This is a genomic window from Rhodococcus sp. ARP2 (genome assembly GCF_001029585.1).
Lineage (GTDB): Bacteria > Actinomycetota > Actinomycetes > Mycobacteriales > Mycobacteriaceae > Rhodococcus_F > Rhodococcus_F erythropolis.
This window is the reverse complement of record NZ_LEKE01000003.1, coordinates 115384-140983: the sequence shown is the minus strand read 5'-3', so window position 1 is coordinate 140983 and position 25600 is coordinate 115384. Positions and strand designations below refer to the sequence as shown.

Annotated in this window: 28 protein-coding genes and 1 tRNA gene; 14 read left to right on the top strand and 15 right to left on the bottom strand. The window is 63.2% G+C overall.

From position 1 onward, the window contains the following. Positions 1-170: 170 nt before the first annotated feature. The 3 genes from nhaA to ABX74_RS01920 are packed head-to-tail and all read left to right on the top strand — an operon-like array spanning position 171 to position 2962. Entirely contained in the window at positions 171-1505 is a 1335-nt protein-coding gene (nhaA, locus tag ABX74_RS01930; RefSeq protein WP_411269020.1) for a Na+/H+ antiporter NhaA, read from the top strand. Continuing rightward, a complete protein-coding gene (locus ABX74_RS01925; protein ID WP_019746625.1) occupies positions 1502-2011 on the top strand; it encodes a phage holin family protein in 510 nt (169 codons plus the stop codon). The genes nhaA and ABX74_RS01925 overlap by 4 nt, the downstream gene beginning before the upstream one ends. Positions 2012-2026: 15 nt before the next feature. Beyond that, positions 2027-2962, top strand: a complete 936-nt coding sequence (locus ABX74_RS01920) for an alpha/beta fold hydrolase (RefSeq protein WP_019746624.1) — start codon at positions 2027-2029, stop codon at positions 2960-2962. 3 nt (positions 2963-2965) lie between these two features. On the opposite strand, the gene ABX74_RS01915 is transcribed toward ABX74_RS01920, so the two are convergent. From ABX74_RS01915 to nth, 4 genes are read right to left on the bottom strand one after another with little or no spacing between them, the layout of a single operon-like run. Then, the gene (locus ABX74_RS01915) at positions 2966-4156 is read right to left on the bottom strand and encodes a MarP family serine protease (protein ID WP_019746623.1); all 1191 of its coding nucleotides are present in this window, start codon (positions 4154-4156) and stop codon (positions 2966-2968) included. Continuing rightward, positions 4153-4872, bottom strand: a complete 720-nt coding sequence (locus tag ABX74_RS01910; protein WP_019746622.1) for an NUDIX hydrolase — start codon at positions 4870-4872, stop codon at positions 4153-4155. The genes ABX74_RS01915 and ABX74_RS01910 overlap by 4 nt, the downstream gene beginning before the upstream one ends. After that, positions 4869-5522 (bottom strand): TlpA family protein disulfide reductase, encoded by a 654-nt coding sequence (locus ABX74_RS01905; protein ID WP_020905971.1) that lies wholly within the window; start codon positions 5520-5522, stop codon positions 4869-4871. Before ABX74_RS01905 ends, ABX74_RS01910 begins: the two co-directional genes overlap by 4 nt. A gap of 6 nt (positions 5523-5528) precedes the next feature. Continuing rightward, positions 5529-6314, bottom strand: coding sequence for an endonuclease III (nth, locus tag ABX74_RS01900; protein WP_003943471.1), 786 nt, complete (start codon positions 6312-6314; stop codon positions 5529-5531). An 80-nt stretch (positions 6315-6394) separates the two neighbouring features. Between nth and ABX74_RS01895 the strand changes: the two genes are divergently transcribed. The 6 genes from ABX74_RS01895 (at position 6395) to ABX74_RS01870 (ending at position 11129) form a co-directional block, all read left to right on the top strand. After that, positions 6395-6667, top strand: a complete 273-nt coding sequence (locus tag ABX74_RS01895; protein ID WP_019746620.1) for a hypothetical protein — start codon at positions 6395-6397, stop codon at positions 6665-6667. Positions 6668-6922: 255 nt separating this feature from the next. After that, positions 6923-7597 (top strand): Crp/Fnr family transcriptional regulator, encoded by a 675-nt coding sequence (locus ABX74_RS01890; protein WP_003943506.1) that lies wholly within the window; start codon positions 6923-6925, stop codon positions 7595-7597. Positions 7598-7727: 130 nt separating this feature from the next. Next, a complete protein-coding gene (locus ABX74_RS01885) occupies positions 7728-8198 on the top strand; it encodes a DUF1348 family protein (RefSeq protein WP_019746619.1) in 471 nt (156 codons plus the stop codon). Positions 8199-8213: 15 nt separating this feature from the next. Beyond that, entirely contained in the window at positions 8214-8774 is a 561-nt protein-coding gene (locus ABX74_RS01880; protein ID WP_020905969.1) for a TetR/AcrR family transcriptional regulator, read from the top strand. A gap of 85 nt (positions 8775-8859) precedes the next feature. Then, on the top strand, positions 8860-10152 hold the full coding sequence (locus tag ABX74_RS01875) for a carboxylesterase family protein (RefSeq protein ID WP_047888102.1): 1293 nt from the start codon (positions 8860-8862) through the stop codon (positions 10150-10152). A 50-nt stretch (positions 10153-10202) separates the two neighbouring features. After that, on the top strand, positions 10203-11129 hold the full coding sequence (locus tag ABX74_RS01870; protein WP_019746616.1) for a LysR substrate-binding domain-containing protein: 927 nt from the start codon (positions 10203-10205) through the stop codon (positions 11127-11129). Positions 11130-11190: 61 nt separating this feature from the next. Here the strand turns inward: ABX74_RS01870 and ABX74_RS01865 are convergent, their stop codons facing one another. The 9 genes from ABX74_RS01865 to ABX74_RS30285 form a co-directional block, all read right to left on the bottom strand. Further along, positions 11191-12549 carry an MFS transporter gene (locus ABX74_RS01865; RefSeq protein ID WP_047888101.1) on the bottom strand — a complete coding sequence of 453 codons (1359 nt, stop codon included), beginning with the start codon at positions 12547-12549 and terminating at the stop codon, positions 11191-11193. Positions 12550-12733: 184 nt separating this feature from the next. After that, entirely contained in the window at positions 12734-13729 is a 996-nt protein-coding gene (locus ABX74_RS01860; RefSeq protein WP_021342675.1) for an amidohydrolase family protein, read from the bottom strand. Positions 13730-13732: 3 nt separating this feature from the next. Continuing rightward, positions 13733-14254 (bottom strand): 3-hydroxyanthranilate 3,4-dioxygenase, encoded by a 522-nt coding sequence (locus ABX74_RS01855; RefSeq protein WP_003943511.1) that lies wholly within the window; start codon positions 14252-14254, stop codon positions 13733-13735. Continuing rightward, positions 14251-14703, bottom strand: coding sequence for a RidA family protein (locus tag ABX74_RS01850; protein ID WP_019746612.1), 453 nt, complete (start codon positions 14701-14703; stop codon positions 14251-14253). Before ABX74_RS01850 ends, ABX74_RS01855 begins: the two co-directional genes overlap by 4 nt. Continuing rightward, complete coding sequence (locus ABX74_RS01845) at positions 14700-15473, bottom strand: 2-keto-4-pentenoate hydratase (RefSeq protein ID WP_042950503.1); 774 nt, start codon at positions 15471-15473, stop codon at positions 14700-14702. Before ABX74_RS01845 ends, ABX74_RS01850 begins: the two co-directional genes overlap by 4 nt. 42 nt (positions 15474-15515) lie before the next feature. After that, on the bottom strand, positions 15516-16991 hold the full coding sequence (locus ABX74_RS01840) for a 2-hydroxymuconic semialdehyde dehydrogenase (RefSeq protein ID WP_047888100.1): 1476 nt from the start codon (positions 16989-16991) through the stop codon (positions 15516-15518). A gap of 126 nt (positions 16992-17117) precedes the next feature. Further along, positions 17118-17903 (bottom strand): MBL fold metallo-hydrolase, encoded by a 786-nt coding sequence (locus ABX74_RS01835; RefSeq protein ID WP_029254328.1) that lies wholly within the window; start codon positions 17901-17903, stop codon positions 17118-17120. After that, entirely contained in the window at positions 17903-18373 is a 471-nt protein-coding gene (locus tag ABX74_RS01830; RefSeq protein ID WP_003943508.1) for a RidA family protein, read from the bottom strand. The genes ABX74_RS01835 and ABX74_RS01830 overlap by 1 nt, the downstream gene beginning before the upstream one ends. A 5-nt stretch (positions 18374-18378) precedes the next feature. Continuing rightward, complete coding sequence (locus ABX74_RS30285; RefSeq protein ID WP_003943454.1) at positions 18379-18543, bottom strand: hypothetical protein; 165 nt, start codon at positions 18541-18543, stop codon at positions 18379-18381. 53 nt (positions 18544-18596) lie between these two features. Between ABX74_RS30285 and ABX74_RS01825 the strand changes: the two genes are divergently transcribed. Beyond that, positions 18597-19610 (top strand): ArsA family ATPase, encoded by a 1014-nt coding sequence (locus ABX74_RS01825; RefSeq protein ID WP_019746607.1) that lies wholly within the window; start codon positions 18597-18599, stop codon positions 19608-19610. After that, positions 19610-20788, top strand: a complete 1179-nt coding sequence (locus ABX74_RS01820; protein WP_029254327.1) for an ArsA family ATPase — start codon at positions 19610-19612, stop codon at positions 20786-20788. Before ABX74_RS01825 ends, ABX74_RS01820 begins: the two co-directional genes overlap by 1 nt. Before the next feature lie 19 nt (positions 20789-20807). On the opposite strand, the gene ABX74_RS01815 is transcribed toward ABX74_RS01820, so the two are convergent. Then, positions 20808-21131: a WhiB family transcriptional regulator gene (locus ABX74_RS01815; protein WP_019746605.1), complete on the bottom strand. Its 324-nt coding sequence runs from the start codon at positions 21129-21131 to the stop codon at positions 20808-20810. 293 nt (positions 21132-21424) lie between these two features. On the opposite strand from ABX74_RS01815, the gene ABX74_RS01810 reads away from it, so the two are divergent. Then, positions 21425-23791 carry a penicillin-binding protein gene (locus ABX74_RS01810; protein WP_047888099.1) on the top strand — a complete coding sequence of 789 codons (2367 nt, stop codon included), beginning with the start codon at positions 21425-21427 and terminating at the stop codon, positions 23789-23791. Positions 23792-23885: 94 nt separating this feature from the next. Here ABX74_RS01810 and ABX74_RS01805 read toward each other — a convergent pair whose 3' ends face one another. After that, the gene (locus ABX74_RS01805; protein WP_003943491.1) at positions 23886-24362 is read right to left on the bottom strand and encodes a GatB/YqeY domain-containing protein; all 477 of its coding nucleotides are present in this window, start codon (positions 24360-24362) and stop codon (positions 23886-23888) included. Between the two features lie 132 nt (positions 24363-24494). Here ABX74_RS01805 and ABX74_RS01800 point away from each other — a divergent pair, with 132 nt between their 5' ends. After that, entirely contained in the window at positions 24495-25463 is a 969-nt protein-coding gene (locus ABX74_RS01800) for a metallophosphoesterase (RefSeq protein WP_003943461.1), read from the top strand. A 54-nt stretch (positions 25464-25517) separates the two neighbouring features. Then, positions 25518-25591, top strand: a tRNA-Pro gene (locus tag ABX74_RS01795). Positions 25592-25600 lie beyond the last annotated feature (9 nt).

Sequence of the window (25600 nt, the reverse complement as noted above, 5' to 3'; positions counted from 1 at the left end):
ATGCTCCTGCGCCGTTATACGAAAATTGTCCAATTGGTGGGATGGTGTCCCAATCAGTAGGAATTGAACACCCGCGGGGTTTTCCGGCGCAAATTCGGTTCGCTAATTCGGCTCAGCGAGCAATCCGCGATAAAATCCCGTAAAGGTGAGCCGGGAAGTCTGGTCGGCACGTGCATTCGATGCTTTACAACGTCGATCACGTTCATGTCTGTTGCATCCGAACTCGGGTGCACGAACAAAGGTCGTCCCCACGCGTGATCTCCACTTTGCGTTCCGAACTGTCCCGCTATCTCCGCACCGAAACGGTGGGCGGATCGATACTGCTCATCGCCGCTGCCATCGCTCTGATCTGGGTGAACTCACCTTTCGGTGAGAGCTACATCGCACTGCGCGACTTCCAGATCGGCCCGTCTGCACTCCATCTGGACCTCAGCCTTGGCACCTGGGCGCAAGACGGACTGCTTGCCGTCTTCTTCTTCGTCGCCGGCCTCGAACTCAAACGCGAACTGGTGGTCGGCGAGCTCGCGGACCGCAAAGCCGCGATGCTCCCGATCATCGCGGCGTGCGGCGGCGTCCTGGTCCCCGCGATCATCGCGGCGTCCATCGGCTTCGGCACTCCAGGTATGGACAAGGGCTGGGCCATTCCCGTCGCGACGGACATCGCTTTTGCCCTCGGCGTGCTCGCTCTCACCGGATCGAAGATCCCCGCAAGCGCCCGAGTCTTCCTGCTCAGCCTGGCCGTCGTCGACGATCTGCTCGCCATCATCCTCATCGCCGTACTGTTCACCGGCTCCCTCGCGATGTTGTGGCTGCTGACCGCGGCCGCAGCCCTCGCTGTCTACGCCTACGCCCAGCACAAGCGCATCACGACGCCGTTCCTCTACGTCCCGCTGGCACTACTGACCTGGTACGCGATGCACGAAGCGGGGATACACGCCACACTCGCGGGCGTCGCGCTCGGCCTACTCACCCGTGTCAGGCGCGATCCGGACGAGGAGTACGCGCCGGGCAGCCGCCTCGAGCACCGCATTCAGCCGTACTCCGCAGGCTTCTGCGTCCCCGTCTTCGCACTGTTCGCCTCCGGTGTTCCGATCAACGCCGCGGTACTCGGCGACATTTTCACCGACCCCGTCGGGCAATCGGTTGTCGTCGGCCTTCTGGTCGGAAAGACCGTCGGAATCTTCGGAATTTCCCTGCTCGCGATCAAATTGGGCATAGCCACCAAGCCCAAGACACTGGAATTGAGAGACATGTTTGCCCTCTCAGTTCTCGGTGGCATCGGGTTCACCGTTAGCCTGCTTGTAGCAGACCTCGCATTGGACGGGGTCGGCGATGGCAGCGAGGCCGAGATAGCGAAGGCCGCAGTTCTCGTGACATCGTTGGTGGCATCGCTGATCGGATCAGCGCTGCTGTGGCGACGTGGACGAGTTCATGCGGCTCGAGACGACGCTTCCACCGCCATTGCCACGGACGCGAGAGAACTACCTGGAGAGGTCGACAAGTGAGCTTGACCAACGGAGAGAGCCAGCGCTTCACCGGAGATGGAGTACCGAACACGGTCTCGTCCATCCCTCTCACCGATGTGGACGCCCGCACGCCGGGTGAGGCCACCATCGGGGCCCTCGTCAAGGACGCGACCGCACAGGTCTCCACCCTCGTGCGCGCCGAGGTTGAACTTGCCAAGGCCGAGGTCACGGGCGAGGTCAAGAAGGGTCTGCAGGGCAGTGTCTTCTTCATCCTGGCCTTCACGGTTCTGCTGTTCAGCTCGTTCTTCTTCTTTTTCTTCCTGGCCGAGATGCTCGATACCTGGGTGCCGCGCTGGCTGGCGTTCCTCATCGTCTTCCTGATCATGGTGGTGACCACCGCGATTCTGGCGCTGCTCGGTTATCTGCGTGTGCGCAAGCTGAGGGCTCCGGAGAAGACGATCGAATCGCTCAAGCAGGCCAAGAACGTCCTTCCCGGCAGCCATGACGACGCAAAGCCGTCTGTCGATTTCAACGCGCGCCGGTAGCGAGTCTGATCGAAAGTGGCAGCCCCAGATCCATCCACCGTCAGGTTCGACGGCCCCTGGATTCACCGGGACATTCACGCCAACGGCATCCGGTTTCACGTCGTCGAGGTAGGCGACGCGGAGCCGGATGCTCCGTTGGTGGTCCTGTTGCACGGATTCGCCGATTTCTGGTGGTCCTGGCGCCATCAGTTGACGGCACTGTCGGAGCAGGGATTCCGCGTCGTCGCCATGGATCTTCGTGGGTACGGCGATTCCGACAAACCCCCTCGCGGCTACGACGGTTGGACGCTCGCCGGTGACGTAGCCGGTCTCATTCGTGCGATGGGTTACGGCAAGGCCACGCTGATCGGTCATGCCGACGGCGGGTTGGTGTGCTGGGCGACCGCGCTCCTGCATCCACGCCTGGTGCGGTCGATCGCGTTGATCTCGTCACCACACCCGATGGCACTCAAGAAAGCAGTCGTGCGCGACCCATATCAGCGCCGCGCGCTTTTGCCCTCATTCCTGGCCTATCAGGTACCGCTACGCCCGGAACGTCGGTTGACGGCCGACAACGGCGCCGAGGTGGAGCGTCTGGTTCGCTCGCGGTCCGGCCCCACCTGGCCGCAGCAACCCGAGTTCGCGGACGTGATGACCAAGATGCGGGCCGCGATCCGGATCCCGGGCGTCGCGCATTCCACGCTGGAGTACCAGCGCTGGGCCTTCCGCAGCCAGCTCCGGCCCGAGGGTCGTCGCTTCATGCGTTTGATGGATCAGGTTCTTCGCATTCCGATCGTCCAGATTCACGGCGAACTCGACCCGTACGTGCTCACCCGTACCGTGCGGCGCGACAAGCATTGGGCTCCCGGCGAGAAACTACGCACCATTGCCGGAGTTGGTCACTACGCGCACCAGGAAGCCCCCGAGCGCGTCAACCGCGAACTCGAGGACTTCCTCCTTACGGAGAAGTGACCGCTACAGAATGCAGGCGCCTGTCGGCACCGGGGTCGACGCCGAGGCAGCCGCGTTCAACTGGCGCGATACTTCCTGGGCGGTGAGGACGAATCCGGTGTCGCTGTCGTCGACGGCAGCACCGAACACGACGCCGAGGACGCGCCCCTGATCGTCGACCATCGGCCCACCAGAGTTGCCCTGCCTGATGGATCCGCGGACGGTGTAGACCTCACGTTGAGTGGTTCCGGCCTTGTAGATGTCCGGTCCGTTCAGGTTCAGGACCTCACGAACGCGGGCTGCGCTGGCCGTGTACGGACCGCCGCCGGGGTAACCGAGCACCAACGCGTTGTCGCCGGTCTGAGCCTGCTCCGGAGCAAACGGCAGCACCGGTGCGTCCAGTCCGGGAACCGCCAGAATCGCGATGTCGACGGCGGAGTCGAAGAGAACCACCTGCGCGGGCAGCGCGCCCTCCATGGTGTCCACCGTGATGCTCTCGGTTCCGGCAACCACGTGTGCGTTGGTCATGACGCGTTCGGGAGCGACGATGAATCCGGATCCCTCGAGCGCGCGCTGGCAACTCGGTGCGACGCCGTTGATGCGTAGAACACTCGGACGCAACTGCGCCGCCAACGGACTGGCCAGAACGCTCGCGTCGGGTGCTTCGACCTCGGTGATGGGCGTACGCCCGAACGGGCCGATGACGTCCGGCAGGCCGGAGGTGTCGAGCAACGCCGAAAACTCCGTCGGGATGCGGCGCAGCCACTGCGGCGCCAGTTCGTCCACGCTGGCGAGAACATCCGAACCACGAACAGCGGCGGCAATATTCGGCTGCGACGAAGAAGTGAGCGGAATCGCGAGCAACCACGCCGCGACCACGACGGCCACCGCCTGTAGACCCGCACCGATGACGCTGTCGACGGATCGCGCCGTCGGACTGTGCATTCCGCTGCGCGCCGCGCGTCCGAGCACCATGCCGGCGACTTCGCCGATGATGACCAACACCACGATCAGCGAGATGCCCGCGAGGATGCGCAGCTTGCCTTCGGTGACGTGCACGAGCAGGTGTGGCGCCAACAGAATTCCGGCGACGGCACCGAGGATCACGCCGACAAACGCCAACGCCGACGCCACCGCACCCTGACGCCATCCGGACGTGGCCGCGATGAGGGCGACCAGAACGATGGCGATGTCCACCCAACGAGAACCTGTCATCGCGGCACCGCCGAATCCTCGACACCTTCACCGAACTCGGACAGCGCTGTGTCCAGGTCTCTCACGTCCTCGTAGTTCCACGGAATCTCCCAGCCCGACACCGTGAACAGCGCCGCGAGGATTCCTGCTGTGAACCCCCAGACCAGCATGCCGTCGGCGCGGAACGCCGGGCCCTGGTATCCGAGGGGATGGCGAACCTGAAACCGGTTGTCGGGGTCGAGCAACGTGCGCAGCGGCACCCTGGCCACCCGTCCGACCTCGCCCTCGTCCTGAATCCCCACCGTCGTCGGCTGCTCCCAGTAGCCGAGCACCGGCGTCACGTCGAAACCCGACGGCGGGATGAAGATCTCCGGCAGCACGGTGAGCGGCTGAACTCCGCTCGGATCAAGCCCGGTTTCCTCCTGCGCTTCACGCAACGCGGTGCCGATGGGGCCGTCGTCGCCCGGATCGGCGGCGCCGCCCGGGAATGCGACCTGTCCGCTGTGCTGACGCATCGTCGACGCCCGTTGGGTCAGCAACACGTCTGCGCCCTCCGGCAAGCCGCCGACGGCGAGAGGGTCTGCCTCACGCGGTCCGCCGAAGAGCACGAGCACCGCGGCCGGACGCGTCACGGTCCCGCGCGGCGCGCGACGCTCGAGGACGGGGTTGATCCGGTGTGGATCGGTGGGCTCGGTGCTGGCAACAGCGCGCAACCACTCGGGAACCGGTGTGCTCATACGACGACTCCCAGATATTGCGCCGCAGCGGCGGCGATTTCGTCCGCACTGCGGAAAGGTTGAGGCAAGACCTTGGCGACTGTTCCATCCGCGCGCACGAGCACCGACACCGGCAGCACCGGCGGTGCGCCCACTGCGATCCGTACCTTGCCGTCACCGTCCTGGACGCCGGGTAAACGCACCGAGTAGTCGATGAGTCGCGTCAAAGCGTTCTCCTGATTCGGATCCGAATGCACCGTCAAAACGTTGATGCTGCCCTCGGCGCGCTCCGCGAATTCCTGAAGGTACGGAAGCTCTTCGGCGCATGGCGCGCACCAGTACGCCCACAAGTTGAGCAGAGTCGGTTTTCCGCCGACCGCTGCGGCAAGGTCGACGGGCCGACCGTCTGACACGCAGTCGAGGGTGATTCCGGCCAGAGCCGAGCCGGCCGGAGCTTCGCCCGTCGGAGTCGGACAGGGAGCCAGTGAGGCCTGGCTACGGAGTTGATCGAGCGATTCCGACGACGGAGTGAACGTCGGCGGCTGATACGCGGACGACGACGGACCCGTGGACGTGGGCGTCGTGTCGTCTCCCCCGCGCGGCCAGATCGCCACGACGAGAGCCGCGACGACCACGAGCGCAGCGAGAGACCATCTTCCAGCACTTGTCATCGGCGATCACAACCCTGCCAGGGCGAGCAGATGGTCGGTCTCGGGGCCTTTCACCAGGGCCGCGGCCTCGGTTTTGTCGGTCGGGCCGAGTCCGTACGACGGGCAGTCCTTGGCCAGAACGCACACCCCGCACGCGGGCTTGCGCGCGTGGCAGACCCGGCGGCCGTGAAAGATCACGCGGTGCGAGAGCAGTGTCCATTCCTTACGTTCGATCAGTGCCCCGACGGCGTGTTCCACCTTGACGGCATCTTCTTCCTCGGTCCACTTCCACCGGCGCACGAGCCGACCGAAGTGGGTGTCGACGGTGATTCCCGGGATGTCGAAGGCATTGCCCAGCACGACGTTCGCGGTCTTGCGTCCGATGCCTGGGAGTTTCACCAGATCTTCGAGCTTGTTCGGGACCTGACCGTCGTGGCGTTCGAGTAGCGCCTGACCGAGGCCGATCAACGACGTCGTCTTGTTCCGGTAGAAGCCGGTGGAGCGGATGTACTCCTCTAGTTCGGTCCGATCGGCTTCCGCGTATGCCTTCGCGTCGGGATAGCGGGCGAAGAGCGCCGGCGTGACCATGTTGACGCGGACGTCAGTGCATTGCGCCGACAGGATTGTCGCCACTGCCAGTTCCAACGGAGTCGTGAAGTCGAGTTCGCAATACACGTGCGGGAAAGCCACAGCGAGCTCGCGATTCATCCGACGCGCCCGGCGTACCAATCCGAGGTGTGATTCTTCCTTCCGCGCACCCCCCGAACGCGGTTTCTTCCGCTGCTCTGAACTGCCTGTCGGGGTGGTCTGCACTCAGACAACTGTACGGATACGACATGAGTGGAGACTCCGTCGTGTCGATTCTGAGACCTTCGACGTGTTTACTTCCCCCTATGCAAGGACTCGCAGTAATTCTCTTTCCGCTACTGCTGATGCTCTTTGCCCTGGCGATGGAACGAGTCGAAGGGCGATTGCGTCGGCTCTCGGTTCAAGAGCACGAAGTAGAAGACTTCCTCGATCAGGCAAGTCACGACGACGTCGCCCGCCTGGCAAGCGATGGGTTTCCCCATGCGTTCGCTCGCTTCCACCGGAAGCGGAAGGGCCGCCAGTCGGAGGCTCCCGAGAGCGCCAGCCTGGGCGAAATCCGGACACAACGGGCAAGTTGACGGCCATACAAAGTAGTCACCGCAGCGGATTCCGGAAGAATTTTCGGCTCTTACGTGGCATCAATCACTCGTCGCGAGCTATCGGGACGTAGACTTCGATGCCGTACCTGTTGCATTGAACACAGATTGCATTGGACACAGTGTCTCACTCATGAGGGCTGAGCCTGTGTACGACGGTTTGTGCGCAGCGCGGGTACAAAGATAGTTAGCGCAAAAATGACACCACAAACGAACAAATCCCAACAAGGAGCGCACGTGGACGACGTCCTGGCAAGAGCCGGCATCTTCCAAGGAGTCGAGCCCTCAGCGGTAGCGGCGCTGACAAAGCAGCTGCAGCCCGTCGACTTCCCCCGTGGACATGTCATCTTCAACGAAGGTGAACCCGGTGACCGCCTGTACATCATCGTGTCCGGCAAGGTGAAGATCGGTCGACGCTCACCCGACGGTCGCGAGAACCTACTGACGATCATGGGCCCGTCCGACATGTTCGGCGAACTGTCCATCTTCGACCCCGGCCCCCGCACCTCGACGGCTACGACCGTCACCGAGGTTCGCGCCGTGAGCATGGACCGCGACGCTCTCAAGGCATGGATCCAGCAGCGCCCCGAGATCGCCGAGCAGCTGCTGCGCGTTCTCGCCCGCCGACTGCGTCGTACCAACAACACCCTGGCCGACCTGATCTTCACGGACGTTCCCGGCCGTGTGGCCAAGGCGCTCCTGCAGCTCGCGCAGCGCTTCGGCACTCAGGAAGGTGGCGCCCTGCGCGTCACTCACGACCTCACGCAGGAAGAGATCGCCCAGCTCGTCGGCGCTTCCCGCGAGACCGTCAACAAGGCGCTCGCCGATTTCGCACACCGCGGATGGCTGCGCCTCGAAGGCAAGAGCGTTCTGATCTCGGATTCCGAGCGTCTGGCTCGTCGCGCCCGCTAGTTTCTTCCTTCTCGACTCTTTCGGCCGCTCCCACTTCGGTGGGGGCGGCCGAAGTCATTCCCTGGACTCTTGTTGTACCTATCGGTAAAGTGTGTACCGATAGGTACACGTCCGATCGAGAGGCCACGCAATGACCGTCCGAGCACCGATTCCGCCCTTCACCCACGAAACCGCCGTCCAGAAGGTCCGCCTCGCCGAGGACGGATGGAACTCACGCGATCCGCACAAGGTGTCGCTGGCCTACACGCCGGACAGTTGGTGGCGCAATCGGTCGACGTTCGTCACCGGCCGATCCGAAATCGTCGAACTTCTGACCGAGAAGTGGACCCGCGAGCTGGACTACCGGTTGATCAAAGAGTTGTGGGCACACGGCGACGACCGCATCGCCGTGCGATTCGCGTACGAGTGGCACGATCACGACGGGCAGTGGTTCCGCTCCTACGGCAACGAGAACTGGGAATTCGACGCGGACGGCCTCATGCATCACCGTCATGCCAGCATCAACGACGTCCCCATCGCGGAGTCCGAGCGAAAGTTCTTCTGGGATTCGACCGGACCACGCCCGCACGATCATCCGGGCCTGAGCGAGTTGGGTCTGTGATGAAAGGATGAATCCATGGCCAGACAGGTAGCTGAACGCTCGGACACGATCCCCGCTCTCGCGAACGTGTTTCGAACCTACGGGTTCGACGGAGCAAGCCTGGCCGTCATCACCGAACACACCGGTTTGGGCAAAGGCAGTCTCTACAACTTCTTTCCGCGAGGGAAGGAAGAGATGGCCGAGGCCGTACTCGACGAGGTCGACGGATGGTTTCGCACCGAAGTCTTCGAACCGCTTCGAGCAGAGTCGGTTCCACCGCAGCAGCGCATCGAGAGCATGTTCGCTACCGTCGCCGACTACTTTCGGTCAGGGCAACGCATTTGCTTGTTCGGCGCATTTGCACTCGGTGAAGAGCGAAACCGCTTCGGGGCCAAAGTGCGAACCTACTTCGACGAATGGACCGCGGCGCTCGAGGCGGCACTCGTCGGCGCCGAAGATTCCACCGGACTCGCCGAAGAAGCCGTGGCCGGAATCCAAGGCGCAATAGTGATGTCCCGAGCCCTGGACGACGGTGCCGTATACAGCCGAGTGACGACGCGACTCGAAGATCGACTGGTACAGGCACTCACGCCGTAACGCATACCGCACGACCACAAAGGCATTTGTGCCGCGGCATGCACCTGGCATGCTCGAAAAGGTATGCACAAGAGGAAAGGAACCCATGCCCTCGTCCGAGACGGTGATCGCATCCACAGCTTCGGGGAAGATCCGCGGCCTAAAGCGTGACGGTTCCTACTACTTCGGTGCGATCCCCTACGCCCGCGCAGCGCGCTTCGAGAAGCCGCGGCCGGCGGGACCGTTCTCCGACGTTTTCGACGCCACAGCGCTTGGAACGGTCTTCCCCCAACCACCTTCACGGCTCGAGCGCATCATGGGGCCACCGCTCCCCGAACCGGAGCAGAGCGAGGACAGCTTCACCGTCACCGTCACAACCCCGTCGCTGACCGGTCATCGCCCGGTGATGGTCTGGCTTCACGGTGGCGGTTACTCCAGTGGCGGCGGCTCCCTCCCCTGGTACGACGGCGGCGCTTTGTCAGCCGAGGGCGACGTCGTCGTGGTGTCGGTCAACTACCGCGTCGGCGTGCTCGGATACCTCCTCCTCGACGGCGTCAGCGAAGGCAATCTCGGGGTCCACGATCAGATCGCAGCGCTCGAGTGGGTGCGCGAGAACATCGAGGCATTCGGCGGCGACCCAGACTCGGTCACCGTGTTCGGGCAGTCGGCCGGCGCTCATTCGATTGTGAATCTGTTGAGCAGTAACAACTCTCGAACTCTGTTCCATCGAGCAATTCTGCAGAGCACTCCACGGCCGGACCTCAACTTCACGCAGGCTGCCGCGATCGAGAACGGTGAAACATTTGCCCGACTGCTCGACGGAGATCCTCGGACCGCGCCACTCTCCCGCATTCTCGACGCATTCCGCAGCACCGCAATCGAGTTCAGCTGGCGGTCCCCCAATGTCGTGCAACCGCCCTTCGCACCGATTTCCGAACTGGATCCGGTGATCCGAACTTTCGAAACAGCGCCGGACGTCATCGTGGGATACACCCGCGACGAGGGATCCGCTTTCGTGCGCGACGTAGCGGGAGTACCCGATCCCGAACGCGTCGCCGAAAAGGCACTGACACAGAACATGTTTGCCGAACCTGCGATGGAGCTGGCCGACGCCTTCACAGCGGCCGGCGCGTCGGTGTACACGTATCGCTTCGACTGGGCACCGACGGACGACGTCTTCGGAGCCACTCACTGCATCGAACTACCCTTCGTGTTGGGAACCGACCAGTCCTGGAAGAGCTCACCGATGCTGGGCAGCAGCGACTGGCAGAACATCGACGCACTGGGCCGTCGGATACGCCGGCACTGGACGTCGTTTGCGCACACGGGAAGTCCGGACAGCAGCGAAACCTGGGAGAAGTACACCTCGGCCCAACCGATCGGAATCACCTTCTTCTGAGCAACTTCGGGCGCCTACCCACTCGCGGCAATCCCGTCTAGGATTGCTCCATGGACATGCCCAAGCTCCTCGACGGGCGACTAAAACTCCGCCATCTCCTGCTCGTCGACGCATTGAGCCGTCAGGGCAGCGTGGTCGGCGCCGCTGCCGCACTTCACATCACACAACCCGTCGCGACCCGCAGTCTGCACGACATCGAGTCCATTCTCGGTGTCTCGCTCTTCGACCGCGGCCCACGCGGAATCACCCCGACCATTTTCGGCGAGGCCTTCACAACTCATGCGCGGGCCGTGATCGCGCAGCTGACCGAAGCCGGGCGGCACGTCGTCGAACTTGCCGACGCCAATCGCGGAACCGTCATCGTGGGAACACATCTCGCCGGATCCAACGTGCTGCTTCCCGGCGCTATCGCGCGCCTGAAGGTTCACCACCCGCTGCTCACCGTCATCGTGCGCGAAGGTACGCCCGAACAGTTGCTCACCGATCTGGAAGCGGGCCGAATCGATCTGATCGTCGGCCGGCTCACCTCACCTACCGATGACACCGCGATAAGACGGAACCTCTACGCGGAGTCCGTCGAACTCGTCACCCGCGTGGATCACCCGCTCGCTCACCGCGAGGACGTCCAACTCGAAGAACTACGCGGCTTCCCCTGGATCCTTCCCGGGGTCGAGACAGTGCTCCGCCGCGAGCTCGAGGAGTTCTTCGCCCGCAACAGCCTGCCGTTGCCCGAAAACCGCGTCGAGGCAACCTCTTTCCTCACCGTGCGCCAGCTGCTGGTCGAGACCGACATGATCGCGGTCCTACCGAGCCTCATCCCCCGCGACGACGCGCGCTTGACCACCCTGTCCATCACACTCGATCCGATCGGGCACAGCGTCGGCATCACTTCCTCGGCGACTCGCACGTCGAGCCCGTCCGCACAGGCCCTGATCGCGACGCTGGAGTCCTTTGCAGCTGAGCTCATGCGACCGTGAAACGCCGATCGGCCCGTTCCCCGCGAGGGGGGAACGGGCCGATGTCGGATCAATCCAGTACTCAGGCGTTTTCGGAGACGCGAATCTCCTCGTGCTCCAAGCCCCGCGACGAATCGGGGACAATCTTGAACAGTGCGATGGCGCCGACCAGGCTGATTGTGCATATCGAGGCGAGGTACCAGGTGACGCCTACCGAAGACCCGGTGGCGTCCAGCAGTGCGGTGGCGATCATCGGCGCCAGTCCACCGCCGAGAATCGCACCACTCTGAAGGATCAGAGACGAACCGGAGTAGCGGACCTTGGCCGGGAAGGTATCGGCGATGATGCTGCCCTGAACGCAGTGGGTGACCGGCACGATCAGACCCATACCCAGGAACGCGATGACAGCGATCACTTTGTTCTCGGTGTTCAGTAGCGGGAAGAACACGATGCACCACAACAGGATTGCGGCTGATCCGCCGATGAACATGTGTCGACGACCGTACTTGTCAGCGATCTTGGTCCAGAACGGGATGGAAAGGAACCACAGGACTGCTGCCGCGGTCACGCTGAGCACCAGGAATTGCTTGTCGTAGCCCAGATGTTGAGTTCCGTACGACAGGGTGAACACCATGAAGGCGTACGCCACGGCGGAGTTCGCCAAGCACGCGGCAAGCGTGAGAGACAACCGGGGGAAGCCGACCTTGAGCGACTCGCGCAGCGGGAAGCGGACTATTTCGCCCTTCTCCATGATCCCGGCGAATGACGGCGACTCGGTGACGCGCAGGCGAATCACCAGACCGATCGCCACCAGAACGAAGCTGAGCAGGAACGGGATTCGCCAACCCCACGAAGCGAATGCCGAGTCCGACATCACGGCGTTGGTCGTCAGGAAGATGCCGTTGGCGAGAACCAGTCCGGCGGGTGTGCCCATCTGCGGGAAACCTGCATAACGATTCTTCTGCCCTGCCGGCGCGTGCTCCATCGACATGAGTGTCGCGCCGGCGCCTTCACCGCCCAGACCGATGCCCTGAACAACGCGCATGGCCACCAGGAGGACAGGCGCCCAGAATCCGATGGAGTCGTAGTTCGGGATGAGGCCGATGAGTGTGGACCCGACGCCCATCATCACCAGGGAGACCACGAGTGTGGCCTTGCGCCCGATCCGGTCACCGAAGTGCCCGAACACGAGCCCACCTACCGGCCGCGCGATGAATCCGACGGCGAAGGTGCTGAAGGCAGCCAGCGTGCCGGCCGTGGGGCTAAGGCTCGGAAAGAATTGTTTGTTGAAGATCAGCGCGGCGGCTGTGCCGTAGAGGAAGAAGTCGTACCATTCGAGAGTTGTGCCGGCCAGAGTTGCCATGGCAACTCGGCTACGGGCAGCTTTCTCCGGCAACGGCTTTCCGTCACTCGTTGTGCTGTTGGATATCTTGTCTGACATCGCGGAACCTATCGATTGGATGGGGCAGGCGGACGATGAAATCTGTAGTCACCGACCCCGTCTTCGGGATTGTCGGCATCACGAGCGTCGTCGATCGTTGTGTTTGGAATTGTGCTCGCTCGAGACATGACTCACAAATGCCGAATTCACCGTCCGCCATACCGGAAAGGGTATAGCCGGGGTCTCAGACGAGACCCAGGAAGCGTTCGGCATTCCCCCGCGAAATCAGTTGGCGCGCAGTATCGTCCAAGAACTCACTCTTGCGAACCACCTCACCGACCGGACGCTCCCCCAAGGGGTACGGGTAATCACTACCCACCATCACACGGTCCACCCCCACCGTGTCCACCAGCAGTCGCAGTGCGCGCTCGTCGAAGACGACGGAATCCACGTAGAACCTACCCAGGTAATGCGAAGGCGGGAACTCCGACGTACCGATGATGTCGTTGCGGCCGTGCCAGGCGTTTTCCATCCGGCCCAACCAGAACGCGAAAGATCCACCACCGTGCGCAAATCCGATCTTGAGACGATCGTCGATCTTGTCGAACACCCCACCGAGAATCAGCGCGAGTATCGACAGATGCGTTTCGGCCGGCATCGCGGTGAGCCACTGCGCCATCCAGCGATCGAGGCGCGGAGAGTTGGCCATGTCCCACGGGTGCACGAACACCGGCACGTCAAGCGACGCACAGTGCTGGAGAAACGTCACCACGCCCTCGCTGTCGAGGTCCAGATCGCCCACATGATTGCCGATCTCGACACCGCGGTGCCCGTTCGCGATGCACCGCTCGAGCTCACGGCACGCTGCGTCGGTGTCTTGCAGAGGCACCTGGCAGAACGGAATCAACCGATCCTTCGCCGGCTCCACGATCTCGAGCGCGAGGTCGTTGAAGATCCGTGCGATGCGACTTGCCTGCTCGCCGCTTCGGCCGTAATTGAAGAATGCCGGCGTCGGCGAGACGACCTGCGTGTGCACGCCGTCGGCATCCATGTCCCGAAGCCGCACCTCGGCGTCCCAGGCATCGGACTGGATGCGGCGGAACTCCTTGGTGCCCATCATGATCATGGCTTCGGTCTCCGACTCGACCTTCAGCCACGGCGCTTGCGGCCCCGCGTCGTCGGTCAGGTCCGGCCACCCGTTGGGCACGTAGTGGGTGTGGATGTCGATCAGGTTGCTCATCACTCAGCCCTTGCCGGGATGGAGCGTGCCGCACTTGTCACACGTGCGGGCTTCTTCGCTCTCGTAGAACTTGACGAACACCGGCGGAAGGTCGGCCACGATGTCGCGCACCTGAAGTTCGACCTCGTGAATCTTGTGATCGCATTCGAGGCAGTACCACTGGAACTTCTCGAGCGTGCCTTCCTTGCGGACGCGTTCGATGACCAGGCCGATGGAGCCCGCAGTGGGACGCTGCGGCGAATGCGGAATGTCTCCCGGCAGCAACCAGGTTTCGCCCTCACGAATGTCGACACGCTGAGGACCGTCCTCGGTCATGACGTTGACGTGGATGTCGCCTTCGAGCTGGTAGAACCACTCCTCGTACGGATCGAGGTGGTAGTCGGTCCGCTGGTTCGGTCCGCCGACGACCTGCACGATGAAGTCGTCTCCGAGCGCCATCGTCTGATTGTTGACAGGCGGCTGCAGCAGGTGGCGGTTGTCGTCGATCCACTTCTTGAAGTCGATGACGGGAGGAATCGTGGTCATGATGCATTCTCCGTATCTTCGGACGCTGAGCGCTTGGAGGCGGGCACGTACGCCACGCCGGAAATTTCGATGAGCAGATGCGGGTGGGGCAGTTGGTGAACAGCCACAGTCGTTCTCGTCGGACCGTTTTCGTCGAACAGTTCGGCGTACACCTCGTTGTATCCACCGAAGTCGTTCATGGACACCAGGTAGGAGGTGACCTGAACTAGATCACTGAGTTCTCCACCCACTTCGGCGAGGATTGCCGCGATGTTTTCGATGACGGCACGCGTCTGCGCCCGAATGTCGAGCGCCGTCGTCCCCATCTCGTCGACCTCGACGCCGACAAACGTGTTGTCGGGTCGACGCGAACTGGTCCCGGAGACATAGACGAAATCGCCGACCACCTTGACGTGGGGGAACTTTCCGCGCGGCTTCGCCAGCTTCTCGATGACCTGCGCCCCACTCATCGCTTCACACCTTTCACCGTGACGGTTCCGAGTCCGTCGATCGTGCACTGTGCGACGCCCTCGTCGAGTCGCACAGCTGCTGTGGCGGCACCGGCCAGAATTACCTGACCGGCGCGCAACGGAATTCGGCGTCGGCGGGCGATGTCGAGCAGTGCATGCAAAGCGCGCGCCGGATCGCCGAGAATGGCCGACGTGGAACCGACTACCGTCTCGCCGCCGACCTCCATACGTACGGAACGGTCTTCGACGTTCTGTAGCGGCAGCCACCGCCCGATCACATACCCGGCAGCGCTGGTGTTGTCAGCGACGACGTCGGTGTAGGTGAAGCGGAAGTCGCGATAGCGCGAGTCGATGATCTCCATTGCGGGAGCCAGTGCATCGACGCAGGTTTCGATGTCGACGTTCGGATCGTCGAGGTCGACGTCCTTCGACAGACGGTATGCCACTTCGGGTTCGATCTTGGGATGAATGAACGTCCTCAGGTCGACTTCGCCGCCGTTGCTCACGCACATCGCGTCGGTCAACTGACCGACGATCACTTCGGAGACACCCATCTGCGCCATCTTCGCCTGGCTTGTGAAGCCGAGCTTGATACCCACAATCGATTCGCCACGGCTGGTTCGTCGTTCGAGGAGTTCGTTCTGGATCCGGTAGGCCTCGTCGATGTCGATGGTGTATTCGTCGGCGAGGCTCGGGGTGTCGGTGCGAGTCTGCGCAGCGTCGTCGAGGCGACGCGCGAGCGCGGATACGGTGTCTTCGGGGGCTGTCATCACGCCTCGCTCATTTCTGGAAAACTTTTGCGGTTTCGATGTTCACAGTTGCACACATACATTCGTCGGTTCGGTGTAGAAGTGCAGCGAGGACTCGCCACCCTCACGTCCGATACCGGACAGGCCCATACCGCCGAAGGGAGATCGCAGTTCACGGGTGAACCACGTGTTGACCCAGGAGATTCCGACGTTCATCCTCTGCGCGACGCGGTGTCCACGGCGCAGGTCGTTGGTCCACACGGAGGCCGCCAAGCCGTACTCGGTGTCGTTTGCCAGGGCGATCGCTTCTGCCTCGGTGTCGAACGGAATGAGTGCTGCGACGGGTCCGAAGATCTCCTCGCGCACGACGCGATCCTTGTTGGTCAAGCCAGTCCACAGGGTGGGTTCGATCCACGATCCGCCCGACAGTTCCTGTCCGAGGTCCGGAATACCGCCGCCGGTCAGCACTTTCGCGCCTTCCTGCTCGGCGATCTCGAAGTAGTCGAGAACCTTCTTCCGGTGCGCCTGCGAAATGAGCGGTCCGGTCGTCGTTGCATCGAGCGTCGGGTCGCCCAGACGCAATCCTGCTGCCCGCTCGACGAGTCCACCGGCGATGTCGTCGAAAATGCTGCGGTGCACGTACACCCGTTCGGTGCACAGGCAGACCTGGCCGGTGTTGGTGAACACCGACTTGGTCAGACCCGTCAACGCTTCGTCGATGTCGACGTCGTCGAAGACGATCGCGGCGTTCTTGCCACCGAGTTCGAACGAGACCGGACGGACTCGCGGCGCAACGGTTTTCATGACATGCGAACCGGTTGCCGAAGATCCGGTGAAGGTGACACCGTCGATGCCGGGGTGCGTGGTGAGGAACTCGCCGGCGGAGTTCGCACCGAACCCGTGGACGACGTTGTAGACACCGGCAGGCAGGCCGACTTCTTCGAGTACCTCGGCAAGCAACGACGCGGTCGCTGGGGTTTCCTCGGAGGGCTTGACCACCACGGAGTTTCCGCACGCGAGCGCGGGCGCTACCTTCCAGGTCAGGAGAAGCAGCGGCAGGTTCCAGGGAACGATGACAGCGACGACGCCGAGCGGCTTGCGGATCGCGTAGTTCAACGCCTGCTTGCCACCCGCGAGATCCGTGACAAACGATTCCTGTCCGGCCGCGGCGACGATGTCGGCGAAAGTGCGGAAGTTCGTCAGGGCGCGCGCGACGTCGAGTTCGCGTGCCTGTGTGATCGGCTTGCCGGTGTCCGCCATTTCTGCGGCGACGAACTCTTCGAATCGCTCCTCGATCCGGTCGGCGGCGCGTCGCAGCAGGGCCGTCCGCTCGCGGACCGGCGTATCGGCCCAACCGTTGTCCAGAGCGCGTCTGGCAGAGGTCACGGCCCGATCGACCAGGGCCTTGTCGGCCTCGTGGACCCGGGCGAGAACACGGCCCGTTGCTGGGTCGACCTGATCGAAGCTCGACGACTCGTCGGGTTCGACATAGGAGCCGTCCACGTAATTGCGGATCCATCCGTCGCATTGTGAGGTCATGGACTAACTATTGGCCCGTGACCCATATCAAACAAATGCAAAAACTGCCGCCAGCTATACCTCGATCGGCATAGATGGCGGCAGTTCGGCTAGACAACTCAACTCTTTAAGTCGGCGCCGAGCGCCTCAGCGGCGCAGATACGCCAACTGCACGTTGACGGATTTCTCCGCCACCGGCCACAGCTTCGGGTCGACGTCGGAGTAGACGTGCTCGACAACATCGCGCACCGATGCCGACTCCCCCAACGTCGTCAGAGCGTCCCGCACCTGGGCTAGACGCTCCTCGCGGTGAGCAAGGTACTGCTGCGAAATCGCCTGCAGATCGGGCAGGTCCGGACCGTGCCCGGGAAGAACCGTCAGTCCTTCGCCGAGTGCGGCCAACGACCGCAGTGATGTGAGGTAATCCCCCAGATCGCCGTCGGAGTCGTCCAGAACTGCGGTGCCGCGGCCGAGAATGGTGTCGCCCGTCAGCACGCTCGCATCGTTCTCGATGACTATCGACACCGAGTCAGCGGTGTGTCCCGGAGTCGCGAGGATCCGCAGCTTCAGACCCGCCACCTCGATCACTTCACCGTCGACAAGCGCCGAAGCACCCCCGCGCAGAAAAGTGGGGTCGACGGAACGCACTGGAGCCGAGGTCAATTCATGGAAACGGTCCACCCCGCCGGTGTGGTCGTAGTGCCGGTGCGTGATCAAGGTCAGCGCAACCGGACCGATACCAGCGACACGTTGCAGGTGTTCCTCGTCGTTGTCGCCCGGATCGACGACTACACACTCGACGCTGCCGGGAGCATGCAGAATCCAGGTGTTCGTACCGTCCAGCGTCATCATGCCCGGATTGTTCTCGAGCAAGACCGAAGCGATGTCGGTGACGCGGCGAAGCTGCGCGTAGGCGGGATGGACCGTCGACATCAGCGAACTTCGACGATCAGTTCCACCTCGACCGGAGAGCCGAGGGGAAGCTCTGCCACGCCGACTGCCGAACGAGCGTGGATACCGGCGTCGCCGAGCACCTCACCGAGGAATTCGGACGCGCCGTTGATCACGCCGGGCTGACCGGTGAATCCTTCGGCGGATGCCACGAAGCCGACAACCTTGACAACGCGAACGACGTTGTCGATGCCGACCAGGGCGTCGATGGCAGCGAGAGCGTTGAGCGCGCAGGTGCGAGCCGCAGCCTTGGCGTCCTCATCCGACACGCCCGCACCGAGCTTGCCGGTCAGCGCCAGTTTTCCGTCGACGAACGGGAGCTGACCCGACGTGTACACGTGGTTGCCGCTGCGAACCGCGGGAACGTACGCAGCAACGGGTGCCGCGACGGCGGGAAGTGCGATGCCCAGTTCGGCGAGACGCTCCGACCAGGTCTGTGTTGCCTCTGCCATGTGATTCAGCCCTTCGGACGCTTCATGTACGCGACGTGCTGCTCGCCCGACGCGCTCGGCAGGACTGCCACGAGTTCCCAGCCGTCGACACCCCAGTTGTCGAGAATTGCCTTCGGATTGTGGACCAGCAACGGAGTCACGGTGTATTCCCAGGAAGTTATTTCGCTCATGCGGTGAGCCTATCCCGCGTACATCTTCGGCCCCAGACTTATAGGCTCGCGGTGTGGTTGCATCCCAAGATGAGCTGAGCAGGACCTGGCCCGAGTCTGCGACGAAGGCCCGCCTGCACTTTGTGTCGGGTAAAGGCGGAACCGGTAAGTCCACGGTTGCCGCCGCGTTGGCGCTCGCGTTGGCCGAGGGCGGCAAGCGCGTTCTCCTCGTGGAGGTCGAGGGCCGCCAGGGAATCGCGCAGCTCTTCGACGTACCGCCGCTTCCACCGCAGGAGACCAAAGTCGCGGCCGCCGAAGGTGGCGGTGAAGTGATGGCTCTGGCCGTCGACATCGAGACCGCGTTCCTCGAATACCTCGAAATGTTCTACAACCTCGGCTTCGCCGGCCGGGCAATGCGTAAGTTCGGCGCCATCGAATTCGCCACCACCATCGCTCCCGGCCTTCGCGACGTTCTGCTCACCGGCAAGATCAAGGAGTGCGTCATCCGCACCGATCGAACCGGCAAACGCGTGTACGACGCCGTTGTCGTCGACGCTCCCCCGACCGGACGAATCGGCAGCTTCCTCGACGTCACCAAGGCGATGGCCGATCTCGCCAAGGGTGGCCCGGTGCACTCCCAGAGTGAAGGCGTCGTTCGGCTGCTGCACTCGCCGGAGACCGTCGTACATCTTGTTGCACTTCTCGAAGCGCTGCCGGTTCAGGAAACTGCCGACGCCGCCGCAGAACTGGCGCGCGACGACCTCAACCTCGGTGCCATCATCGTCAACCGCGCCAGCCCGAGGTTCTTGCCCGAAGACCAACTCTCCGGTGCCGCTGCCGGCGATATCGACGCGGCTTCGATCCGGTCGACACTCTCGGACGTCGGCATCGATCTGTCCGACGACGACTTCGCAGGCCTGCTCACCGAGACGATCGAGCATGCCTCGGTGCTCGAAGCTCAAGAATCCAGCGCCGAGAAGCTCCGCGAGATCGACGGGGCTCGGGTGCAACTTCCCGCACTCGCCGACGGCGTCGATCTCGGTGGGCTGTACGAGCTTGCCGAATACCTCACGGAACAGGGCGTGTGATGACCGAGACCACCGAGAACGTGACGGTCGGCAGTTCCAGGACCGGCCGACGCGCAGCTCCTGCCCTCGATATTTCGGCGATCATCAAGGACCCGACGGCCCGGATCGTGGTTTGTTGCGGCGCAGGTGGCGTCGGCAAGACCACGACGGCCGCGTCCCTGGCGTTGCGTGCAGCCGAAGAGGGCCGACGCGTAGTCGTCCTCACCATCGATCCGGCCCGCCGCCTCGCACAGGCCCTGGGTGTGGCCGAACTCGACAACACTCCGCAGCCGGTGAAGCTGGGTCCCGAGGCCACGGGCGAACTGCACGCAATGATGCTGAACATGCGTCGGACTTTCGACGAGATGGTCATCGAGCATTCGAGCCCTGAGAAGGCCGAGCAGATCCTGGCGAATCCCTTCTATCAAACCGTTGCCACATCGTTCTCCGGAACGCAGGAGTACATGGCGATGGAGAAGTTGGGGCAGCTGGCGTCGAACGACGCGTGGGATCTGGTGATCGTCGATACCCCGCCGTCGCGCAATGCGCTCGACTTCCTCGACGCCCCGCAGAGGCTCGGCACATTCCTCGACGGACGGATGATCCGGCTGCTCTCCGCACCCGGCCGTGGCCTGACCAGGCTCGTCGCCGGCGCGATGGGATTGGCACTGAAGGGTGTCTCCACCATCGTGGGAAGCCAAATGCTTTCGGATGCATCGGCATTCGTGCAGTCGCTCGACTCGATGTTCGGCGGTTTCCGTGAACGCGCAACGAAGACCTACGAGTTGCTACGTCAGCCGGGGACTCATTTCCTGGTGATCGCAGCGGCCGAACCCGACGCTCTGCGCGAGGCGGCGTTCTTCGTCGATCGCCTTGCGGGCGACTCGATGCCGTTGGCCGGTCTGGTTCTCAACCGCACGCACCCGACATTGACGGCTCTGCCTGCCGATCATGCGGTGACCGCCGCCGACAAACTGGAAGCGAAGGAAAGTGCGACCGAGGCCGAAGCCCTCACCGCAGCCGTTCTCCGCATCCATGCCCATCGGGCAGTGATCGCGAAGCGGGAGATCGCCTTACTGAGTCGATTCACCGCAGCTCACCCGAGGGTGCCGCTGATCGGTGTTCCGTCGCTACCGTTCGAGGTCTCGGACCTCGAGGCGCTGCGCGCGGTGGGAGATCAGCTCACTCGTAAGGGCTGATCCCCCCGATCGACCTGGATCAGACTGCTGAGTGATGCTGGCGCTGGTCTTCGAAGAACTCGGACCAGGAGTCGACGTCGGGGTGCTGCTTGAGCAGTGCGCGGCGCTGACGCTCGGTCATTCCGCCCCACACACCGAACTCGACACGATTGTCGAGAGCATCTGCTCCGCACTGCATGAGGACCGGGCAGTGACGGCAGATGGTGGCCGCCTTGCGCTGCGCGGCGCCACGAACAAAAAGTTGGTCGGGGTCGACCTCGCGGCATCGTGCCTTAGTTACCCAGGCAATTCGTGCCTCGGCCTGCTCGATGTCCAAACGGCTACTCGGGGTGGCTGTGTACATTCTGGGTCCCCTCTACAAAGTCTGACCGTCGCCATAGGGCGAGCAGCGCACCATCTCAGCCGTCCCCGCGGTAGCACGGTGAAAGCTGAGACACATTCGTGATCGAGTGTTACGTCGATCACACTGATCACAATTTAGGTAAAGAACGGCCCTAACGCAAGACGCTCGGGAGCATTTTTTGGTACGGCAGTACAAAGCGCGTGTTCAGAAGGTTTTGAACACCCCCAAAACACTGAAACCGGTTCCAATGGGTGGGCACACGTACTCTGTAGATCGTGTCGATTGCAAAAACAGTGGCGAAGCTCGCCGGAAGCTCCGCATTGGCGGGTGTCCTGGTCGCAGGGGTGATGTTCCCAGTGGCGGGCGGATTCGGATTCGCGTCCAACCGCGCCGCCGATACCGTCGACAACGTCTCGGCCGAACTGGTCGAAGGCACGGTCCCCGCGGTGTCCACCATGGTCGATGCGGCAGGCAATCCCATTGCCTGGCTCTACGACCAACGACGCTTCGAAGTCCCGAGCGAGAAGATCTCCAACAACATGAAGTTGGCGATCGTCTCCATCGAGGACCGCCGGTTCCCCGACCACAAGGGCGTCGACTGGCAGGGAACGCTGCGTGCCTTCCTCACCAACACGACGACCGGTGAAGTGCAGCAGGGCGCGTCGACACTCGATCAGCAGTATGTGAAGAACTACCAACTGTTGGTCGTGGCCAAGACGGATGCCGAGCGCCGCGCTGCCATCGAGACCACCCCGGCCCGAAAGATCCGCGAGATCCGGATGGCCCTGACGCTGGACAAGGAACTCACGAAAGACGAGATCCTCACCCGGTACCTCAACCTCGTACCGTTCGGCAACGGATCCTTCGGCATCCAGGACGCGGCTCAGACCTACTTCGGCGTCGATGCCGCAGATCTGACCGTTCCCCAGTCGGCGATGCTTGCCGGCATGGTTCAGTCCAGCTCCGCACTGAACCCGTACACGAACGTCGAGGGCGTGACCGAGCGTCGTAACACCGTGCTCGACACCATGATCACGAACATTCCGGATCGTGCCGACGAGTTCCGCGCCGCCAAGGAAGAGCCCCTCGGCGTCCTGGAAACCCCCAACAACTTGCCGCGCGGCTGCATCGCTGCAGGCGATCGCGGATTCTTCTGTGACTACGCACTGAAGTACCTCTCGGACGCCGGAATCACGCGCGACCAGATCAACGAGGGTGGTTACCTCATCAAGACCACTCTCGATCCGCAGGTCCAGGCGTCCACCAAGGCCGGACTGAACGCGAACGCGAGCGCCAACCTCGACGGCATCGCGAACGTGATGAACGTGATCAGGCCGGGCCAGGATTCACACAAGGTCATCGCGATGGCCAGCAGTCGCACGTACGGTCTCAATGCCGACGCCGACGAAACCGTCCAGGCACAGCCGTACTCCCTTGCGGGTGACGGTGCGGGTTCCGTCTTCAAGATCTTCACGACGGCTGCGGCGATGGAGAAGGGCCTCGGTATCAACGCGACGCTCGACGTGCCCAAGCGATTCGAAGCCAAGGGCATGGGTAGCGGTGGTGCGGCCGGTTGCCCGGTGTCGACTTACTGCGTGGAGAACGCCGGCAACTACCCGCCGACGCTGTCCGTGACCGACGCGCTGGCACAGTCCCCCAACACCGCTTTCGTCAAGCTCATCGAGGCAACCGGCGTCACGCCGACCGTCGACATGGCCGTCCGTCTCGGCATGCGCTCGTACGCTGATCCCAACACCTCGGGCTTCGACGAGCGCAGCATGGCCGACTTCCAGAAGGAACAGAACCTCGGTTCGTTCACCCTGGGCCCCACCTGGATCAACCCGCTCGAACTCTCCAACGTCGCGGCCACTCTCGCCTCGCACGGCAAGTGGTGCCCGCCGAGTCCCATCGATTCGGTCTTCGACCGCTACGGCAAGCCTGTGGCCGTCACCGAGCAGGGCTGTGAGCAGGTTGTCGAGCCCGGCTTGGCAGACACACTCGCCAACGCCATGAGCCGTGACGACGTCGGCGCCGGTACGTCTGCCGGAGCTGCAAGCAGCGCCGGATGGAGCCTGCCGATGTCGGGCAAGACGGGTACCACCGAGACCCACAAGTCCTCGGCGTTCCTCGGCTTCACCAACAACCTCGCTGCTGCCGTCTACATCTTCGGCGACTCCCCGACGCCGGGAGAGATCTGCTCGAGCCCGCTGCGCCCCTGCTACAGCGGCAACCTGTACGGCGGTACCGAACCGGCGAGATCCTGGTTCGCGGCAATGAACCCGGTCGCCAACAACTTCGGGCCCACCTCACTGCCTCCGATCGACGAGAAGTACGCACGGGGATCGCAGAACGGCCAGGTTCCCGAGGTTGTCGGCCTGAGCCAGTCGGCGGCGACGTCGAGGTTGCAGGCGTCCGGCTTCACGGTCAATTCCGTGACGACGGCGTCCGGAGCACGCGCGGGAACGGTCACCGGAGTTTCGCCGTCCGGGTCCGCGATCCCGGGTTCGACCGTCACGATCTACATCAGTGACGGTTCCGTGAGGGCTCCGGCAGCTCCCGCATCCCCCGCAGCCCCGGCACCGGGTCCGGGCGCGACTCCCCCGGATGCGACTCCGCCCGGAGGTGAACCCGCACCGCCCGCGGGGACCCCGCCGAACTGACGGCCCTGAAAACTGACGGCTCTGAAAACAAGAACGGCCGCGATCTCCGAGTGACTCGGAGATCGCGGCCGTTTTCGATTCTGGTGGCGCGCTTCTACAGGCGGGACTTCACTGCTGCAGAGATACGGGCGCCATCGGCCTTGCCCTTGGCCAGCGCGCTGGCGGCCTTGATGACCTGGCCCATCTGACGCATCCCCGGACGCTCACCGAGCTCCTCGGACACCTGAGCGAGGGCGGTGTCGACGACGTCGACAAGCTCGGCGTCGGTCAACGGCGTCGGCAGGTACTCGTCGATGATCTGAGCTTCGGCGCGCTCTTTCGCGGCAAGCTCACCGCGGCCGTTCTCGGTGTAGATCTCGGCCGATTCGCCGCGCTTCTTCGATTCCTTTGCAAGGACTTTGATGATTTCTTCGTCGGTGAGGACTCGTGCTTCCTTACCGGCCACCTCTTCGGTCTGGATGGCTGCCATGAGCATCCGAAGGGTGGCTGTACGTAGCGGATCCTTCGCCTTCATGGATGCAACCATGTCGGTTCGGAGGGTGGCTTTGAGCGATGGTGTCGTGTCGGACATGGTGGAAACGTTACGCGCTCGGCGTTTCGAGCGTGCCGATAGTTACCTCCGCCCGGACACAATTCTCTGTGGAATAGCTGCAAATGGCGGCGAGAGCGACGCAGAAGAACGCCACACCCGTATCCTTGAGAGGTGTCTTCCCAGTTCCGCACCAATCTGACCCGCACCGCACTTGGTGCCGCGGGCGCCGCTGCACTAGGGATCGGGTACGCATCCGGCATCGAACGCAATGCATTTGCACTGCGTGAGGTGACGATGCCAGTCCTGGCGCCCGGTTCGTCGTCGCTGCGGGTCCTCCATCTCAGCGACCTGCACATGATGCCGAACCAACGGTTGAAACAGAATTGGTTGCGTGAGCTCGAAGGCCTCGACCCCGACCTCGTGGTCAACACCGGCGACAACTTGTCGCATCAGCGCAGCGTCCCGGCAGTGGTCCAGGCGCTCGGTGATCTGTTGGCTCGGCCGGGTCTGTTCGTCTTCGGCAGCAACGACTACTTCGCTCCGAAACCGAAGAACCCACTGAGCTACATCTTCAACAAGGACAAGCGCATCACCGGGGATCCCCTCCCCTGGGGCGATCTGCGGGCCGCGTTCACCGAACGTGGATGGCTGGACATGACCCACGTGCGCCGCGAACTCGAAGTGGCCGGTATTCGCATCGCGGCCGCCGGCGTCGACGATCCGCACCTGAAGCGTGATCGCTACGACACCGTCGCCGGAACACCCAATCCCGTCGCCCAGCTCAAGCTTGGTCTGACGCACTCGCCCGAACCTCGAGTTCTCGATCGGTTCGCCGACGACGGTTACGACCTTGTGCTCGCCGGCCACACGCACGGTGGTCAGCTGTGCCTTCCGTTCTACGGCGCGTTGGTCACCAACTGCCAGATCGATCGATCCCGGGTCAAGGGGCCGTCGAAGTGGGGCGCGCACACCCAGCTGCACGTCTCCGCGGGCATCGGCACTTCGCCGTGGGCGCCGGCGCGCTTCTGCTGCCGCCCCGAGGCAACTCTGTTGACTCTGGTTCCGGCCACCAGGCGCGAACCGGAGCACGTCTCCGCACACAGTTCCGCAGAGTCTCCAGCGTCGGTTCTACGCAACTGACCTGCGGATTTAATGTCAGTCGACTCGGTAATGTAAGCTAACCGAGGTTCGACACGGGGTGTGGCGCAGCTTGGTAGCGCGCTTCGTTCGGGACGAAGAGGTCGTGGGTTCAAATCCCGCCACCCCGACAGTGAAGA

Bases quoted from the DNA above. Each gene is read 5' to 3' on its own strand.
- ABX74_RS01910 (WP_019746622.1), bottom strand. From the start codon at position 4,872: ATGAGCACACCGGTTCCCGAGTGGTTGCGCGCTGTTGCCAGCACCGAG.
- ABX74_RS01850 (WP_019746612.1), bottom strand. From the start codon at position 14,703: ATGAGTGGGGCGCAGGTCATCGAGAAGCTGGCGAAGCCGCGCGGAAAG.
- ABX74_RS30285 (WP_003943454.1), bottom strand. From the start codon at position 18,543: ATGAGCGAAATAACTTCCTGGGAATACACCGTGACTCCGTTGCTGGTC.
- ABX74_RS01870 (WP_019746616.1), top strand. From the start codon at position 10,203: ATGGACATGCCCAAGCTCCTCGACGGGCGACTAAAACTCCGCCATCTC.
- ABX74_RS01895 (WP_019746620.1), top strand. From the start codon at position 6,395: ATGCAAGGACTCGCAGTAATTCTCTTTCCGCTACTGCTGATGCTCTTT.
- ABX74_RS01915 (WP_019746623.1), bottom strand. From the start codon at position 4,156: ATGACAGGTTCTCGTTGGGTGGACATCGCCATCGTTCTGGTCGCCCTC.
- ABX74_RS01855 (WP_003943511.1), bottom strand. From the start codon at position 14,254: ATGACCACGATTCCTCCCGTCATCGACTTCAAGAAGTGGATCGACGAC.
- ABX74_RS01860 (WP_021342675.1), bottom strand. From the start codon at position 13,729: ATGAGCAACCTGATCGACATCCACACCCACTACGTGCCCAACGGGTGG.
- ABX74_RS01805 (WP_003943491.1), bottom strand. From the start codon at position 24,362: ATGTCCGACACGACACCATCGCTCAAAGCCACCCTCCGAACCGACATG.
- ABX74_RS01845 (WP_042950503.1), bottom strand. From the start codon at position 15,473: ATGACAGCCCCCGAAGACACCGTATCCGCGCTCGCGCGTCGCCTCGAC.
- ABX74_RS01865 (WP_047888101.1), bottom strand. From the start codon at position 12,549: ATGTCAGACAAGATATCCAACAGCACAACGAGTGACGGAAAGCCGTTG.
- ABX74_RS01880 (WP_020905969.1), top strand. From the start codon at position 8,214: ATGGCCAGACAGGTAGCTGAACGCTCGGACACGATCCCCGCTCTCGCG.
- ABX74_RS01875 (WP_047888102.1), top strand. From the start codon at position 8,860: ATGCCCTCGTCCGAGACGGTGATCGCATCCACAGCTTCGGGGAAGATC.
- ABX74_RS01840 (WP_047888100.1), bottom strand. From the start codon at position 16,991: ATGACCTCACAATGCGACGGATGGATCCGCAATTACGTGGACGGCTCC.
- ABX74_RS01820 (WP_029254327.1), top strand. From the start codon at position 19,610: ATGACCGAGACCACCGAGAACGTGACGGTCGGCAGTTCCAGGACCGGC.
- ABX74_RS01885 (WP_019746619.1), top strand. From the start codon at position 7,728: ATGACCGTCCGAGCACCGATTCCGCCCTTCACCCACGAAACCGCCGTC.
- ABX74_RS01815 (WP_019746605.1), bottom strand. From the start codon at position 21,131: ATGTACACAGCCACCCCGAGTAGCCGTTTGGACATCGAGCAGGCCGAG.
- ABX74_RS01835 (WP_029254328.1), bottom strand. From the start codon at position 17,903: ATGTCGACGGTCCATCCCGCCTACGCGCAGCTTCGCCGCGTCACCGAC.
- ABX74_RS01905 (WP_020905971.1), bottom strand. From the start codon at position 5,522: ATGACAAGTGCTGGAAGATGGTCTCTCGCTGCGCTCGTGGTCGTCGCG.
- ABX74_RS01830 (WP_003943508.1), bottom strand. From the start codon at position 18,373: ATGGCAGAGGCAACACAGACCTGGTCGGAGCGTCTCGCCGAACTGGGC.